This is a genomic window from Commensalibacter papalotli (ex Servin-Garciduenas et al. 2014), from assembly GCF_000527695.1.
GTDB lineage: Bacteria > Pseudomonadota > Alphaproteobacteria > Acetobacterales > Acetobacteraceae > Commensalibacter > Commensalibacter papalotli.
This window is the reverse complement of record NZ_ATSX01000001.1, coordinates 1-17245: the sequence shown is the minus strand read 5'-3', so window position 1 is coordinate 17245 and position 17245 is coordinate 1. Positions and strand designations below refer to the sequence as shown.

Annotated in this window: 14 protein-coding genes; all 14 read left to right on the top strand. The window is 38.9% G+C overall.

Annotated features, from left to right (window positions below; genetic code table 11):
• The first annotated feature begins 27 nt into the window (after positions 1-27).
• The gene (locus COMX_RS00075) at positions 28-1194 is read left to right on the top strand and encodes an FtsW/RodA/SpoVE family cell cycle protein (protein ID WP_034335599.1); all 1167 of its coding nucleotides are present in this window, start codon (positions 28-30) and stop codon (positions 1192-1194) included.
• The gene (gene murG, locus COMX_RS00070) at positions 1191-2288 is read left to right on the top strand and encodes an undecaprenyldiphospho-muramoylpentapeptide beta-N-acetylglucosaminyltransferase (RefSeq protein WP_034335596.1); all 1098 of its coding nucleotides are present in this window, start codon (positions 1191-1193) and stop codon (positions 2286-2288) included. The genes COMX_RS00075 and murG overlap by 4 nt, the downstream gene beginning before the upstream one ends.
• 39 nt (positions 2289-2327) lie before the next feature.
• A complete protein-coding gene (murC, locus tag COMX_RS00065) occupies positions 2328-3746 on the top strand; it encodes a UDP-N-acetylmuramate--L-alanine ligase (RefSeq protein ID WP_034335593.1) in 1419 nt (472 codons plus the stop codon).
• Positions 3747-3757: 11 nt separating this feature from the next.
• Positions 3758-4696: a UDP-N-acetylmuramate dehydrogenase gene (gene murB, locus COMX_RS00060; protein WP_034335589.1), complete on the top strand. Its 939-nt coding sequence runs from the start codon at positions 3758-3760 to the stop codon at positions 4694-4696.
• Positions 4697-4708: 12 nt separating this feature from the next.
• Positions 4709-5662 (top strand): D-alanine--D-alanine ligase, encoded by a 954-nt coding sequence (locus tag COMX_RS00055; protein ID WP_034335586.1) that lies wholly within the window; start codon positions 4709-4711, stop codon positions 5660-5662.
• Positions 5650-6540, top strand: a complete 891-nt coding sequence (locus COMX_RS00050; RefSeq protein WP_084051479.1) for a cell division protein FtsQ/DivIB — start codon at positions 5650-5652, stop codon at positions 6538-6540. The genes COMX_RS00055 and COMX_RS00050 overlap by 13 nt, the downstream gene beginning before the upstream one ends.
• A 45-nt stretch (positions 6541-6585) precedes the next feature.
• Positions 6586-7968 carry a cell division protein FtsA gene (gene ftsA, locus COMX_RS00045; protein ID WP_034335583.1) on the top strand — a complete coding sequence of 461 codons (1383 nt, stop codon included), beginning with the start codon at positions 6586-6588 and terminating at the stop codon, positions 7966-7968.
• Positions 7969-8046: 78 nt separating this feature from the next.
• Positions 8047-9570: a cell division protein FtsZ gene (ftsZ, locus tag COMX_RS00040; RefSeq protein WP_034335580.1), complete on the top strand. Its 1524-nt coding sequence runs from the start codon at positions 8047-8049 to the stop codon at positions 9568-9570.
• A 180-nt stretch (positions 9571-9750) separates the two neighbouring features.
• Positions 9751-10779 (top strand): UDP-3-O-acyl-N-acetylglucosamine deacetylase, encoded by a 1029-nt coding sequence (gene lpxC, locus COMX_RS00035; RefSeq protein WP_034335577.1) that lies wholly within the window; start codon positions 9751-9753, stop codon positions 10777-10779.
• Positions 10780-10935: 156 nt separating this feature from the next.
• Complete coding sequence (locus tag COMX_RS00030) at positions 10936-11814, top strand: outer membrane protein assembly factor BamD (RefSeq protein ID WP_235176792.1); 879 nt, start codon at positions 10936-10938, stop codon at positions 11812-11814.
• A gap of 38 nt (positions 11815-11852) precedes the next feature.
• Complete coding sequence (gene recN, locus COMX_RS00025; RefSeq protein ID WP_034335574.1) at positions 11853-13574, top strand: DNA repair protein RecN; 1722 nt, start codon at positions 11853-11855, stop codon at positions 13572-13574.
• Positions 13574-15685 carry an NAD-dependent DNA ligase LigA gene (gene ligA / locus COMX_RS00020; protein ID WP_034335571.1) on the top strand — a complete coding sequence of 704 codons (2112 nt, stop codon included), beginning with the start codon at positions 13574-13576 and terminating at the stop codon, positions 15683-15685. Before recN ends, ligA begins: the two co-directional genes overlap by 1 nt.
• Before the next feature lie 368 nt (positions 15686-16053).
• A complete protein-coding gene (locus tag COMX_RS00015; protein ID WP_034335568.1) occupies positions 16054-16257 on the top strand; it encodes a hypothetical protein in 204 nt (67 codons plus the stop codon).
• A 555-nt stretch (positions 16258-16812) separates the two neighbouring features.
• Positions 16813-17245: hypothetical protein (locus COMX_RS00005; protein ID WP_034335562.1), on the top strand; the 433-nt coding region annotated here is incomplete at its 3' end.

The window sequence follows — 17245 nt, the reverse complement described above, 5'->3', positions numbered from 1 at the left end:
TCATCCAAGAATTAAAGGCCCAAATTAATGTCAGGAATTTCCCGCACTGATAATTCGTTACTTGCACGGTGGTGGCGTAATGTTGACCATTGGACGCTTGGTTCTGTAGGTCTGTTAATTGGTTTTGGTTATATTTTAATGATGGCCGCAAGCCCTGCCGTGGCTCAACGTATTGGGGCTTCAAGAGATGTATTTATTTTCAAACAGGTCATGTTTCTAAGCATTGCAGCTTTAACTATTATTGTTGTTTCAATGTTATCAACTGAAGGGATCAAAAAACTCAGTATTTTAGGCACATTTCTTGCTATTGCTGCCACGGCATATACGTTGGTTCATGGAATGGATATTAAAGGAGCAAAACGTTGGATTGCTTTACCAATTATGTCCTTACAACCTTCTGAGTTTTTAAAACCCTGTTTTGCAATTTTTACTGCATGGTTGCTAACGCAATGGAAAATGCGTTTTTATATACCTGGAATTCTGATTGCTTTGGGATTTTATGGTGTGATTTTATTTATTCTAAAATCCCAACCTGATATTGGTATGTTAGCCGTTATTACTGCTGTTCTGTTAACACAGCTTTTTATCAACGGATTAAACATGTTCTGGATTTTTTCTGGTTTTGGCGGAATGATTGCTGCTTTTATCGGTGCCTACGTAGTATTACCCCACGTGCGTTCACGCGTAGAACGGTTTTTACATCCTGAAGTCGGTGATCATTATCAAATTGATACTGCTTTACGTGCTTTTGGGAATGGTGGATTATGGGGGCGTGGTCCTGGTGAAGGACGTGTCAAAGACTTGCTACCTGATGCGCATGCTGACTTTGTTTTTGCTGTTGCTGGAGAAGAGTATGGTATGGTTGTTTGTTGTATCATTATCTTTCTTTTTTGCTTTATTGTTTCCAGAACTCTGCTAAAACTTATCAAAGAAGATGATCCTTTTGTAGTTTTAGCAACCTCTGGATTAATTACAGGTTTTGGGCTACAAGCCTTTATTAATATGGGATCAACGTTACATCTGATTCCAACCAAAGGAATGACGCTGCCATTTATTTCTTATGGGGGATCCTCGGCTTTATCCGTTGCTTTTACTATTGGTATGGTTCTCGCATTAACACGAAAACGGGTAGAATCTCCAAAATTCTTTAAAAATAACAATCAACCTTTTAGCAAGAGAAACCTCGTACGATGAATAAACCAAAAATCGGCATTGTTGCTGGGGGAACAGGGGGGCACTTCTTTCCTGCCAAAGCATTAGCTATGCAACTAAGAGAAAGAAACTATCCGATCTTGTTTATGACGGATAAACGAATAGAAGATCCTCAATTAGCAGAATGGGATGATATCCAGCAATTCGTCATTGATGGTGGGGGAATTGCAAAAAAATCTATTGGACAAAAAATTCATAATGGGTTGGAACTTTTAAAGGGTATTTCTCAGGCTCGTAAAATATTACAAAAAAACCCTGTAAGCGTCATTATTGGTTTTGGTGGATATCCTTCCATTCCTCCACTTGCAGCGGCACGCTTATTACCCAAGAAAAAACGTCCAAAGATTATATTACATGAAGGTAATGCCATTATTGGTAAGGCTAATGCAATGTTGTCTTACTTTGCCGATACTATTGCAACATCTTTTCCAGAGGTTACAGGCATTTCCAAAAAAATTCCTGTAAAGAAAACGGGACTTCCTGTTCGCCCCGATATTACGGCACTTTATCCTTCTGTTTATCAAGCCCCGACAGATACAATTAATTTAGTGATTTGGGGAGGCTCTTTAGGAGCTAAGATCTTAGGCGAGATCGTTCCTTATGCTTTAGAAAACCTGCCTGTTGAGATCAAACAAAAGTTACGTATTACACAACAAGTGCGTAAAGAAGATTTGGATCATGTTAAGCAAATTTATAAAAGAGCACAAATACAAGCTACTCTTGCACCGTTCTTAAAAGATGTCGCTTCTATTTTAAAACAAGCACATCTGGTTGTTGGCCGTGCTGGTGGTTCCTCAGTTTCAGAATTATCCTTAGCAGGAAAACCTGCAATTTTAATTCCTTATCCATTTGCTGCAAATAAAGAACAAGACTATAATGCCAAAGCTCTAGAGCAAGAAGGTTCAGCGTGGGTAATTGATCAAAGCGAATTCTCAGTTACTGGGTTAAACGCCTTATTAACAGACTTGCTAAACCATTCTGAGAAATTAACAACAGCCGCCCAATCCCATAAACTTATTTATCCTAATGCTGCAAAAGAATTGGCAGATTTAATAGAATCCAGTATCACCATATAAACTCCTTGACGATTATTTCAGAAAGAAAGCACCGCAATTATGAGATCTCTTCCCCTTTCGATTGGCACTATTCATTTTGTAGGAATTGGTGGTATTGGCATGTCCGGTATTGCTGAGACTTTACATTATCTGGGATATAAAATCCAAGGGTCAGATATGTCAGAAAATGCAAATGTATTACGTCTTCGTAAACTCGGCATTGTTGTTCATATTGGTCACAGTGCGGAAAATGTCGGCCAAGCTCAAGTTGTCGTTATTTCTTCAGCAATCAAAAAAGATAATCCTGAAATTGTTGAGGCACGTTCCAGATTTATTCCTGTGGTTCGCAGAGCAGAAATGCTGGCCGAGTTAATGCGTTTACGTTGGTCCATTGCCGTTGGAGGCACTCATGGAAAAACCACAACCACCAGTATGGTTGCTACTTTATTAGAGTACGCAAAACTGGACCCCACTGTCATTAACGGGGGTATTATCGAGGCCTATGGCACCAATACGAGAATGGGATCTGGGGACTGGATGGTTGTTGAGGCCGATGAAAGTGATGGTTCGTTCTTACATCTTCCTGTAGTCATTGCGATTGTCACCAATATGGACCCAGAACATATGGATCATTGGGGCACGCCAGAAGCTATGGAAAACGCCTATCATCAATTTGTATCCAATATTCCTTTTTATGGTTTTGCTGTTCTTTGTATAGACCATCCTGGCGTGCAAAAAATGCTGCCAAACCTTTCAGATCGCAGGCTTATTACCTATGGTTTTTCCCCTCAAGCTGATGTTCGTGCAGATAAAATTATTGCCGACAAACTAGGTACAACTTTTGACGTTGTTGTCACCAACCGTCATAAACAAATTAACCGTCGCATTGGGCCTTTCCGTTTACCGATGCTGGGCCAGCATAATGTACAAAATGCACTGGCTGCGATTGCTGTTGCTTTGGAAATGGATATCAGCGAAGACAATATTCGTTCTGCATTTGCTGCATTTAAAGGCGTTCAACGTCGCTTTACTCGTGTTGGAGAAGTTGGAAAAATCAGCATTATTGATGATTATGGTCATCATCCCGTTGAAATCTCTGCCGTATTAAAAGCAGCACGCCAAGCAACATCAAATAATGTAATTGCCGTAGTACAGCCTCACCGCTATACACGCTTACGGGATTTATTTACTGAATTTTGTTCTTGTATGAATGATGCCAGCACCGTTATTGTGGCAGATGTATATGCAGCTGGTGAAGATCCTATTCCTGATTTCGATCGTGATGCTTTGATCGAAGGATTACGTGCTCATGGACACCAATCTGTAGTCGCTTTGCCCCATCCTGATCAATTAGCGGAAATGATTAATGCCATTGCAGAGCCTGGTGACGTAGTAATTTTCCTGGGGGCTGGATCTGTAACCTATTGGGCACATGCTTTACCAGAGCAACTTAAAAAATTACAACAAGAAAGCACTTAAAGGGATAGAATATGCAACAAGGTCTTTTTACCAAAGAAGCATTTTCTGATTTACTGCCAAAACTGCAGGGAAAGATCAATTTTGATGTTCCTCTTAATGTACGCAGCTGGTTCAGAGTAGGCGGAAATGCAGAAATTTTGATTAATCCTGCCAATGATGAAGACCTTGCATATATTTTATACCGACTCCCTTTGGAGTGGCCTATCTTTACTTTGGGCGCAACTTCAAATTTATTAATCCGTGATGGCGGTATTCCAGGCGTTAATTTTCAACTCCGCAAAGGGTTTAATGAAATCATTCCTGATCAAGATGGATTTATCGTAGGTGCCGCATGTCTTGACACTGTTGTTGCTGAACATGCCGCTGCGACAGGAATTAAAGGATTAGAATTCTTAATTGGTATTCCTGGCTCTATTGGTGGAGCTGTCAAAATGAATGCAGGAGCACATGGTTCAGAACTGTCCAACATCCTTGATTGGATAGAGATTATTACCCGCGAAGGCAAATTAATTCGTTTATCTGTCAGCGAGCTTGGGCTGAGCTATCGCCACTCCACTTTGCCACAAGATGCCATAGTTACCAAAGCACGCCTACAAGGGCTACCTGGGGACAAAGAAAAAATTATTCAAGCAATGAATGCTATTAAAAAGCAACGAGAAGACTCACAACCCATTCGATCTCGCACAGGCGGATCGACCTTCCGCAATCCTGACCCTTCAGTTTCAGAATATAAAGCATGGCAGTTGATTGACATGGTTAGCGGCAGAGGCTTAACCATCGGTGGCGCGCAAGTCAGTGAAAAACATTGTAATTTTTTAATAAATACTGGTACAGCGACAGCGGCTGATATTGAGAATCTGGGTGAAGAACTGAAAAAGCGCGTTATGGATCAATTCTCTATTGCACTTCACTGGGAAATCAAACGCATTGGTCGTCCATTACAACAATAAGAAAGTATTCAAATGTCCAAAAAACATGTAACCGTTCTTCGTGGTGGAATTTCTTCTGAACGTGAAGTCAGCCTAGCCAGTGGCAGCAATATTATCGAAGCGCTTAAAGAGACTGGTTATCAAGTCAGTGATCTTGTGGCTAATGATGACCTTGAGCAGATCATTCAATGTTTAAAAGAACAAAAACCTGATATCGTGTTTAACGCATTACATGGTCGTTTTGGAGAAGATGGAGCGATCCAAGGTGTTTTGGAATGGATGAACATCCCTTATACTCACGGTGGTATTTGTTCCTCTGCCATAGCAATGAACAAACAAATAACTCGTATTCTATTGGCTGATTCAGGACTACCTGTTGCCACAGGTAAAGTAATCCCTGTCCACGAGCTGGCTCACCAAGATCCCTTACCCTCGCCTTATGTTATCAAACCTATAGAGGAAGGCTCTTCAGTTGGGGTGTATATAGTCAATGAAACAGATGCACAAGAACGAAAAAAGCGCCGTCAAAAAATTATAAAAGAATGGCACTTTGGCGACAATGTCCTTGTTGAGCAATTTATCCCAGGAAAAGAATTAACTGTATGTGTTATGAGAGATAAAGCTTTAACCATCACAGATATTTCCTCTGGCACGCATGTGTTTTATGATTATACCTCTAAATATACGGCTGGAGAATCAAAACATATTTTGCCCGCACAAATACATCCAAAGGCGTTTCAAAAAGCTATAGATTATGCTCAACAAGCACATAAAATTCTAGGGTGTTATCCTGTTTCCAGAACGGATTTTCGTTATGATAATTCACAAGAAACCTCTGATCATCCAGGCGCACTTTATATACTAGAAGTCAATACTCAACCTGGTATGACCAAAACCTCTTTATTACCTGAGCAAGCACAATATTGTGGTATTTCTTATCCTGATCTCTGCTCTTGGCTAGTGGAACATGCTAAATGTCGAGCATGAGAAAACGTCCTGATTATCAAAATGATCGACCATCGAAAAGTAAAATTGCTTTTCGGCGGTCAAGGCGATTATTGCGCCCTTTTATTTTTTTAATTGTGATTTTTGGCATTCTTGGCGGTGGGGGATGGTTTATCGCTCGCTTGGCTTCTGATCAACAATACTCAGTCATCGTAGGTAAAGTAAGCAGTATTTTACCTATGAAAATTACGAAAATTATTATTACGGGATGTGATTTGACCTCTGAGGATGAGGTTAAAGAAGCTTTGGGCATTCACATCGGAGATTCTATTTTTAATTTTTCCGTCAATGATGCTCAACAACGTCTGGACGAGCTACCTTTTGTTGAAACCGCTTTATTAAAACGACAATTACCTAATACAATTATTATTCATATTACTGAGCGTAAACCTTTTGCTGTATGGCAACATAATGGCCAATTTAAATTGATTGATCGTAAAGGCCAAATTGTGAATGATCATGGTATGAGTGGTAAAGATGGGCAAGCTTTTTTAAAGCTTCCATTAGTTGTTGGTTATGGTGCTAATACAGACGGTGCTGAACTTCTTGATATTTTATCTTCTCAACCTGACATCAAAAAACATGTCGTTGCCGCAGTTCGTGTTGGTAATAGACGATGGAATCTGGATTTAAAAAATGGTACCACTGTAAAATTACCAGAAAATCAAGAGCTACCAGCAATTCAACGTTTAAACCGTTTGCAAAAAGACATTCAGATATTAGATCGCCCAATAAAAATTATTGATTTGCGTCAAGCAGATCGATTAGTTATTACAGAAGACAAAGACTATATAAACAAACAAAAAGAAGATTCACAAAATATAAACGGTGATAATACCAGTACGCAATCAACACCATAAAAAACTACACTTTCATCATTCCGTTTTATAATCAGGGTAAATGTCATGAGTAAGCTAGCTTCTTCTCAGAAAAAAGCGCAAAGAAAAAACACTAATACAAATCATGACAAGAATGCTTTGGCCGTAGCACAATCCAGACAGTTAGTAAAAAGCCGTGTCTTTCCTCCTGACGATTTGCCCTATAAAAAGGATTGGCTTCCTGGTGTTTTTGGTGTTTTAGATATTGGCAGTAATAAAATTACTTGTCTTATTGGCCAAGGAAAGCCAAATGGTCAATTACAAGTTTTAGGCTATGGTTGGCGCAGATCTCATGGAGTTAAACAAGGTGGAATTGTAAACCTTGAAGCAGCTGAACGTGCAATTCGCTCTGCTGTCGGCCAAGCTGAAGAGGCAGCTGAACGCAGATTAAGTAAGATTTATGTTAATCTCTCTGGAGGGAAACCTCAAAGCCAGCTTTTTAATGTTGACTGGCCTATTGGCGGCAGAGAAGTTAATAATCACGATATTTACCGGCTTGTGAATGAAGGTGTTTTAAGAGCACAAATAGATGGTAGAGAAATTATTCACGCTCTACCCTTGGCATTTGATGTTGATGAAACTTCTGGTGTGGAAGATCCTCGTGGTCATCAATGCGAGCTTTTAAGCACTCGCCTACATATTATCGATACATCTGCAACCGCCCTACGTAACCTTGCCACTGTATTAATGCGTGCGGAATTACAAATTGAAGCAATCATTTCTTCGCCATTAGCAGCTGGATTAGCTGTTATGGCACCAGACGAACGTGATTTAGGGGCGACAATTGTTGATATGGGAGGCGGAACAACTTCTCTTGGTATTTTTGGCGAAAACCAACTTCTTTATACCTCGCAAATCCCAATTGGTGGGTCCCATATTACCAGAGACATTGCAGGGATTCTATCCACATCTATTGATACAGCTGAATGGTTGAAAACGATGTGGGGCAGTGCGGAATACTCTTATGACGATGAATATCAACAACTTCCGATTCAAATGATAGGCGATGATGACTATGAAGTTGTGACAAAAATACCGCTATCAAGAGTAATTTCTATTATTCGCCCCCGAATCGAAGAAACTTTAGAACTTGTCAGAGACCGTCTGGATAATGCAAATGTCGGAAATGCTGCCAATGGTAGAGTAATTTTAACAGGCGGCGGATCACTCTTGGATGGCCTTGGACCATTGGCTGCACGCATTTTAAATCGTCAAATTCGCTTAGGAAAACCGAATAATATCATAGGTTTACCAGACGATACTGCAAATTCTGCTGCTTTTTCAACTGCCGCGGGATTATTGGCCTGGGCGGCAGGAGATGGTCGAACTTTAGCTGATCTTGATTTTTTTGAAAAAAAATCAGAAGGCTTTTTGAAAAAGCTTGTTGAGTTTATCCGTGTACATATATAAATATTTCTTTGGATTCTAACACTTTTCTGATGTATCCTGTTTTCAAAACACAAAGCTATACTTGGTTCGAGGATATCCATGACACTCAATTTGACAATTCCACAACCTACCTATGCTGATTTTACACCTCGTATCACAGTTTTTGGTGTCGGTGGTGGTGGCACAAATGCCGTTGATAATATGATTCTTTTGCAGCTCAAAGGGGTCGAATTCGTTGTTGCGAATACAGATGCACAGCAACTAATGAAGAGCCTTTCTGATAATCGTATTCAACTGGGTCCTCATTTAACCCAAGGGTTAGGTGCTGGTGCAAAGCCTGATATTGGTCGTGCCGCCGCAGAAGAAGCAGCAGAAGAAATTGCCCGTCATATGGAAAATGTTCATATGGTATTTATCACTGCTGGTATGGGTGGTGGAACAGGAACTGGTGCAGCCCCCGTAATTGCACGTATGGCACGTGAACGTGGAATCCTGACAGTGGGTGTCGTAACAAAACCTTTTACCTTTGAAGGTGCCAGAAGAGCTCGCCTTGCAGAAACAGGCATTGCCGAACTTCAACAATTTGTTGATACTTTAATCGTTATTCCGAACCAAAATCTTTTCCGCACAGCAACTGAAAACACAACTTGGAAAGATGCGTTTAAAATGGCTGATGAAGTTTTGTATATGGGCGTTAAAGGGGTAACAGACTTGATGATGTCACCTGGCCTTGTTAATCTTGACTTTGCTGATATCCGCACCGTTATGGCGGAAATGGGTAAAGCAATGATGGGAACAGGCGAAGTAGAGGGCGAAAATAGAGCTATTCGTGCAGCAGAATCCGCAATCTCTAATCCTTTATTAGAAGATACCTCTATGGCTGGGGCAAAAGGATTATTAATCAACATTACGGGTGGTGATGATCTTACCCTATTCGAAGTTGATCAAGCTGCGAATCGTATTCGTGAAGAAGTCGCTGATGATGCCAATATTATCTTTGGTTCTGCAATTGATGAAAATCTAACTGGAAAAATTCGTGTTTCTGTTGTTGCTACAGGTATTGACAGCCCTGTTCAATACGAAAAACAAACACCTACAGCCCCACAGCCACAGCCGAGCGAACAAGAAAAAAATGTTGCTGTAGAGGCTGCGCCTCAAAACACAACACCTTCTTCTACAGAAGCAACTCACACTTCACAAAAAATTCCTGAACCTATTAACTATCAAGAGCCTCCTCAAACAGTAAAACCTGCTGCGCCAGCAAAAACAGAAGCTGTTATTGAACAAAACAGTTCTTACAAAAATAATGATGAGCCTCGCGCACCCTCTCCCGATGCGATTCCAGAGCGTGCTTCTAAAGCATCACCTCGTTCAGGTTTGTTCTCAGATCCTCATCATCGTCAGGATGACACTGCCCCTCCACCATCAAGAAGCTTATTTGGTATTGTAACTGGGGCACTACGCGGAAATAAAAACCCTTCTGCATCACAAGCTGAACTTGGGAAAAATGAACCCTCTATGGTTAATAACACAGAAGGTCAAGCCCGCTCTCATAACGAAAGCCAATCTAAAATAGACGAGGATGGCCTTGATATTCCAGCCTTTTTAAGAAGAAAATCTTAATTGATGAGCTATAAAAAAGACCTCTAGATAATAATTTAGAGGTCTTTTTTATAAGTATTTAATAATCTTGCGTAACACTATGCAATAATCTTTGACTGGCATTCTTCCAATTTCCCCTCTACATATACATTAAGATATCGCTCTTTTTAAGGTTATTATTAATTAAGATTGGAAAAGACTATGGATAGAATGCAAATTAAATCTTTGCCAAGACCAACTAATATACCACGTCGTTCTATCTGGTCTCATCTTCCATTGACTCAATCCTATATTGCACCAGAACACACTATATCTACACCAATTTCTTGTTGTGGAATTGGGTTACATTCTGGAAAATATATTAACCTAAAACTGTTACCTGCACCTGCTGGAACAGGAGTAATATTTCGCCGAACAGACATGAGCAATATCTCTATTCGTGCCTGTTATGATAATGTTGTTGACACAACCCTGAGTACTGTTATTGCAAACCCCAAAAATCCATCAATTAAAATAGCTACTATTGAACATTTAATGGCAGCTTTATCGGGCAATCAAATCGATAATATCATTGTAGAATGTGATGGCCCTGAACTTCCTGTTTTAGACGGTTCCTCTGCTCAATTCAACGCTTTATTAGAACAAGCAGGCCGCCAGACATTACTGGCTATTATCCCTAGCATTAAAATACTAAAAACCGTACGTGTAGAAAGTAAAGATGCTTTTGCAGAGCTAGTCCCTTCAACTTATGAAGGATTAACTTTGACCCTATCTATTGATTTTCCTGTGGCTGCTATTGGCAAACAGATTTTTAAAATGCATCTAACTCCTGAAAATTTCAAAAATGAGTTGGCGCATTGCCGTACTTTCACACTTAAGAGTGAAATTGATACTCTACATAAAATGGGTCTTGCCAAAGGTGGCAGCTTGGATAATGCAATCGTTGTCGAAGATGATATTATCTTAAATCCGAATGGATTGCGTTGTAAAAATGAGTTTGTAAAACACAAAATGCTTGATGCTATTGGTGATTTAGCATTAAGTAATGTTCGCATACATGGTGAATTTATCGGGCATAAATCTGGGCATAAACTTAATAATCTTTTATTACGTAAATTAATGTCAGATAAAGAAGCGTGGTGTTATTTACCCACATCCACCACTCGTGCAGCATCACCAGAAATTTTTCCGAATTTTTTCTATAAAAAACAAGAAAAACAAGAGGCTTAAAAACCTCACTTTAAATTAAAATTCATTTTTATTAAAGAAAGCACTTCAACTTCTCTAATGACATGATATAAAAATATTTCGATTATTAAGTATTGTGCCATTTTTAATAAAGCAGAAAGTTGTCAAACTGTGGTTACAGTGAATCCAAAACTACATATGTTAAAAAACATAACACGTGGCTTTTTTTCTGTCATGCTTGTGACCAGTTTGGTCGCATGCGGCGGCGGTAGTAGCAAAGATGCAAAAAAAGCAGCAGCTGATCATAACTCTGAAGAGAGCTATAGACAAGGCACACCAGAGCAGCTTTATAATAATGGTATCGATGCAATTAAAACAAAACATTATAAACTAGCTACTAAACAGTTTGAGATGTTGCAAGAGAACTTCCCCTATTCTGGGTATGCTCCGAATGCTCAATTAATGCAAGGTTACGCGTTTTACTTACAAAATAAATATCCAGACGCTGTAAAACAACTTGAAACTTTCTTGCAACTTCATCCCAATAGCCCTGATGCACCTTACGCATTTTATTTGCGCGCATTATGTTATTATGAACGAATTTCAGACGTTTCTCGTGATCAGCAAAGTACATTAGAAGCTTTGAGTGCTTTAAACGACGTTGTTAATCGTTTTCCTGGCACCTCTTATGCACGTGATGCTCAATTAAAAATTGATCTTTGTCGTGACCATTTGGCAGGTAAAGAAATGCTAGTGGGTCGTTTTTACGAGCAACAAAAAAATTATGAAGCAGCAATTACGCGCTTTCAACGTGTAGTTTTTGATTATCAAACCACCAACCATGTAGCAGAAGCATTACATCGTTCTGTTGAAATTTATCTTAAGCTTGGATTGACTGATCAAGCTCGTAAAACAGCTTCTATCTTGGGATATAACTATCCTAACAGTACTTGGTATCGTTATACTTATAATGATCTTAAGAAATATAAACTTGTGTCTCCTCAAGCAGAAAAACCAACAGCTAAAACTCCTGGTTTCTTCAGCCGCACATGGAACTCTTTTACATCTCTTTTCTGATCACTATTCATTTCATTTTTTTGCATCAGTTTTTATAAATGTTAACACAACTCTCTATACGTAACGTTGTTTTGATAGAGAAACTCGATTTATTCTTTGATCGAGGATTAACAGTTTTCACTGGAGAAACTGGTGCAGGGAAATCTATACTATTAGATAGCCTTGGATTGGCATTAGGTGAACGTGCCAGTTCCTCTTTGGTAAGAGTTGGCACCAATCAAGCCACAGTAACGGCCTGTTTTGAAGTTCCTATTTCTCATCCTGTTTATACACAACTGGCCGAGCAAGGTTTTGAACTGGCCGAGCTTTCTGAAACAAATTTAGTCATTCGTCGCATTATTGCTGCCGATGGACGTTCCCGTGCTTATATTAACGATCAGCCCGTTAGCCTGAATTTTTTAAAAGAAATTTCACAGAATCTTGTGGAAATGCAAGGCCAACATGAACAGGTTGGGTTAATGGACCCAAGAGGGCATCTCAATATCCTCGATAATTTTGGTGTATCCACAAATTTACTACAAAAAATAAAACTTCATTATTCCAAATGGATTGAGGCAACGGCAAAACTATCTGCACTCAGAGCAACAATCGAAGCAACAGCGCATGAAGAGGAATGGTTACGAGAGTCAGTTGAAGAGTTAAAAAGACTTGCCCCTCAAAGCGATGAAGAACTTGATCTGATTGAAAAGCGTAAAAACCTGCAACAAGATGAACGCCGTCAAGAGGCGTTAACCTCAGCATTAGCTCAACTTTCCCCGCAAGATCGCCGTGCCTTTCAACCTGCTCAAGCATTACTGAACGCTAGTAAATCATTACAAAAACTTCTCCCCTCTTCGATGAATGAACAAAATTCTTTATCATCTACAGACCAAGCCATCCAAGAAGCTCTAGAGGCTATTATTCGTTCAGAAGAAGCTTTGGGAGAAGCAGAAAATATTGTAAATCATATTATTAATGATATTCACCTTGACCCTCAACTTTTAGACGATATTGAGGAACGGTTATTTTCCCTTCGTGCAGCAGGGCGCAAATATGGTGTCAATATTGATGAACTTTCCAACCTTTTACAAAATTTTGAAACAAGATTATTAAATCTTGACCTAGGAAATCATCAAATCAAAGATTTGGAACAAGAGGTCGCTACATGTAGAGCTTCTTTTGAAGATGCGGCTGAAAAGCTTTCAACTGATCGGAAAAAAGTTGCTAAAAAGCTTGAAAACTCAATCACTCAAGAGTTAACACCATTAAAGCTAGATCGTGCAAAATTCTTTGTATCTATTACTCCTTTGCCTAATGAAGCTTGGAATCAAACAGGTAAAGATCAAGTTCAGTTTTTAATCGCGGCTAACCCAGGTGTTCCACCTGCCCCTCTGAACAAAGCTGCATCAGGGGGCGAGTTATCTCGACTTTTATTGGCTTTGAAAGTCGTGTTAAGCCAACAATCTACTTTATCAGCACTTGTATTTGATGAAATTGATTCTGGCGTAGGAGGATCCACAGCGTCTGCTATTGGGGATCGATTGCATCACGTAGCACAAAATTTACAAGTCTTTGTTGTTACTCATAGCCCACAAGTTGCTGCGAGTGGTGATATGCAGTTAAAAATTAGTAAAACTATTGAAAATGGGGTAACACTGACCCATACCAAACAACTAAGTGCTGATGAACGGCGCGAAGAAATTGCCCGTATGCTTGCAGGAAACCATGTCACCGACGCAGCCAGAGCCGCAGCAGACAGTTTATTACATAGATCAAATTAATGAATTCTTTTCAAACACCTTTTAATTCTCTCTTAATTTCAAATCTTACTCTTACTCAAGCCAAAGAAGAGTTATCTGTCATTTCAGATTATTTGCATCAATGTGATCATGCTTATTATAATCAAGATGATCCCTTAACTGATGATGCCACCTACGATCTTTTACGTCGTCGGCACAAAGAAATTGAAGTATTATTCCCCGAACTTGTTAAAAAAAACAGCCCAAGTCAGACAGTTGGCAGTCAAGCCAATAATAGTGCATTAAAAAAAAGTAAGCATAAAGTGCCAATGTTGTCTTTAGACAACGTATTCAACGCCGAGGAATTTCAAGATTTTATAAATCGTATTCAGCGTTATTTAGATCTTAAAACTGAAGATTTAGAGAAATTATCCTTTGTTGCGGAACCTAAAATTGATGGACTTTCAATTAATTTAACTTATGAAAAAGGTGAGTTAGTAAAGGCCAGCACTCGTGGTGATGGAACTGTTGGAGAAGATGTAACCTCGAATGTTAAAACAATTGCAGCTCTCCCCCTTCAACTCATGGGAAACATACCAGATCTTATGGAAATACGTGGCGAGGTTTATATTTCCAAAGAAGATTTCATTAGGCTAAACAAAGAACAAGAACAAGCCAGTAAACGCTTGTTTGCAAACCCAAGGAATGCAGCCGCAGGTTCTTTACGTCAACTGGATGCTGAAATTACTCGTTCGCGCCCCCTCTCTTTGTTTGTTTATTCTCAAGGTTATGTCAGCTCTCCTATTGCTGATACTCATGATCATTTTCTTAAAAAATTACAAACATGGGGCTTCCAAGTTAATCCTTTATACAAAATCGTTAAAAATGCAGCAGAAGCCGAGGCCTTTCAACAAGATTTAATGATTAAACGTTCTGGTTTATCTTATGATATTGACGGCATTGTCTACAAAGTTAATGCGATTCATTTACAAGAACGCCTTGGGTTTATAGGGCGCTCTCCTCGTTGGGCAACTGCCTGGAAATTCCCAGCTGAACAAGCCATCACGCGCTTAAAAAAGATTGATATTCAAGTTGGCAGGACAGGTGCATTAACACCTGTAGCTTTGTTAGAACCCATTAATGTAGGTGGGGTTATCGTAACACGTGCCACTTTGCATAATGAGGACGAAATCATCCGCAAAGATGTACGTGAAAATGATCGTGTGATTCTACAACGTGCTGGCGATGTGATTCCTCAAATTGTAAGTGTTGATCCCTCTAGCCTAGAACAAAATCGTTCAGATCCTTTTCAATTTCCCACTCATTGTCCTGTTTGTGGCGCGAATGCAGAAAAGCCAGAAGGTGAAGTTGTTCGTCGATGTACAGGTGGGCTTACCTGTAATGCACAAATTGAAGAACGGTTGATCCATTTTTGCTCTAAAGATGCTTTTGATATTGAAGGTATGGGACAAAAAACTGTAACAGAATTTTTTAATGAAGACCTCATTCACCAACCTGCAGATATTTTTCATCTTCAGAATCACCAAGAGAAAATCTTGCATTCAGAAGGATGGGCAGCGCTTTCTTTGAAAAATCTTTTAACTGCGATTGAAAATAAAAAAACAATTTCGCTAGATCGTTTTATCTATGCTTTGGGTATACGCCGTATTGGTATTGCCACGGCAAAAATACTTGCCAAGCATTATACGTCCTATGAAAATTGGACCAAAGAAATGCTTGCTGCCCGACAAATTGGATCTGATGAGCGGTTAACCTTAGGCTCAATTGAAGGTATTGGCCCCGCAATTGCGGATGAGCTTGTTGCTTTTTTTAGCGAAGAACATAATCAAAAAGCCCTTCATGATCTTGCGACAGTTCTCACTATTCAACATGTCGAAACATTACAAGAGGGCGTGTTGCTTGGTAAAATATTGGTCTTTACAGGCACCTTATCTACAATGACCAGGTCAGAGGCTAAAGATATCGCCGAACGATTAGGCGCAAAAGTCACAAGTTCAGTTTCTGCCAAAACTGATTACGTTATAGAAGGTGTCGATGGCGGAAGCAAGGCTCGTAAAGCCAAAGAAATCGGTATTAAATGTTTAGATGAAAAAGAGTGGCGAGAGCTTATTAAATATCCAAAAAATTATTAATCATTATTACAGTAATATTTTATATTTCTGTAATAATTACATATATTTCACACGTCGAAAGATATTTATTCTTTAACAATATCTCATATAACGAGAATTATATTACTTTTTATATTCCAATAATTCTTACATTTTACCTTCTTGCCATCCTGTTGATAATTTAAAAAAATTAATAATATCAATAATTTATATAAATTAATATTCTTTTAAATTTATATCTGACTAATAAAATTAAGTAAAATACTTGAATTTAAATATTATAATAGCAATTTATATATAAAATATAAATATCAATATTTCTCTCCAAAATAAATAATACAAATACTAAAAAATAAGCTCTTCAACATTTATTTTAAAAGGCTATTTTAGTGACGACAAACGATACACAAGATCCATTAATTGATGATCAAAATAGCAATTTAAATGATGAAAATAATTCATCATCTGCTATAAATTCTCAAGAATCAGAAATTATTATTCTCAATGGTGCATCAATCAGCAATACAAGCGAGAGTTCAATATTAGATGAAGATTCGACTACATCTATTTATAACACATCAGAATCAAATTAAAATACAATTCAACAAAGAGATTCACAAATACCATCAGCAGCAACGATTGTATTTCCAACCTATAACGTATCAACCACGACTACTGGAGCATCTTGGGCTACTTTAAATAATGCGACACAATCAGGATATGCTATAAAGTATAATGGTGGTGCAAATTACGGGACAGATGGTAACTATCAGTTTTATATTGGTGAATCCGCTGGTACTAACGCTGGAAATGCCATATATGATACTCAATCCAGAAATTTTGCCATTACAGGTAATGCCGGCGTTCATCTTGGTCGCGGCAATATTTTTATTGTTGGAAGTACAATTGCTGCCAACCTAACCATCGCGACACCAACTACAGCCGCCAAGAAAACATCAGCCTCTTTAACCTTAGCTTCAGGTTCTTACCTTAGTGTAAACGGGTATTTAGGAGCTACAACAAGCACTGCAGTTGCTGGTTTTGTAAGCGCTGCTGACCAAGTATCTATAAAAGTTGTCTCCAGCTTTTTTACAGTCGGACCTACAACAGGGACAATAATTAATCCAAAATTTGGTAATAATAATGTAATGGAAATTGGTGGAACTTTTGGTGTATACCAAAACGCTTCTGCCAATATTGGCTCAAACTTTACATTAAGCGCAGGAGCATTGGAAGTTGGTGCCAATAATGGAAACATTACAATTGATAATAATGCTAATATCCAACTTTCTGGTGCAGGACTGTTATTAAATGGGTCTTCAACTAATATAACATTTGGTGACAACCTAGTTTTAAGCACCACGACAATGTCATTTGGCTCTAAAACCGGAGGAGGTGTGCAAGCAAACGCTACTCTTTCAACAGGTGTTAGTGCAAATATCATTGTAAATAATGGTGTTACTAACACCCTGTCTAACGGTAATGTTCAATTTGGTGATAGTGCGAACGTACATCTTCTTGCTGGTGATCTTGCATTGGGTGGTGCTGGTGTTGGTGTTGCTGCAAATCGCAACTTCTTCC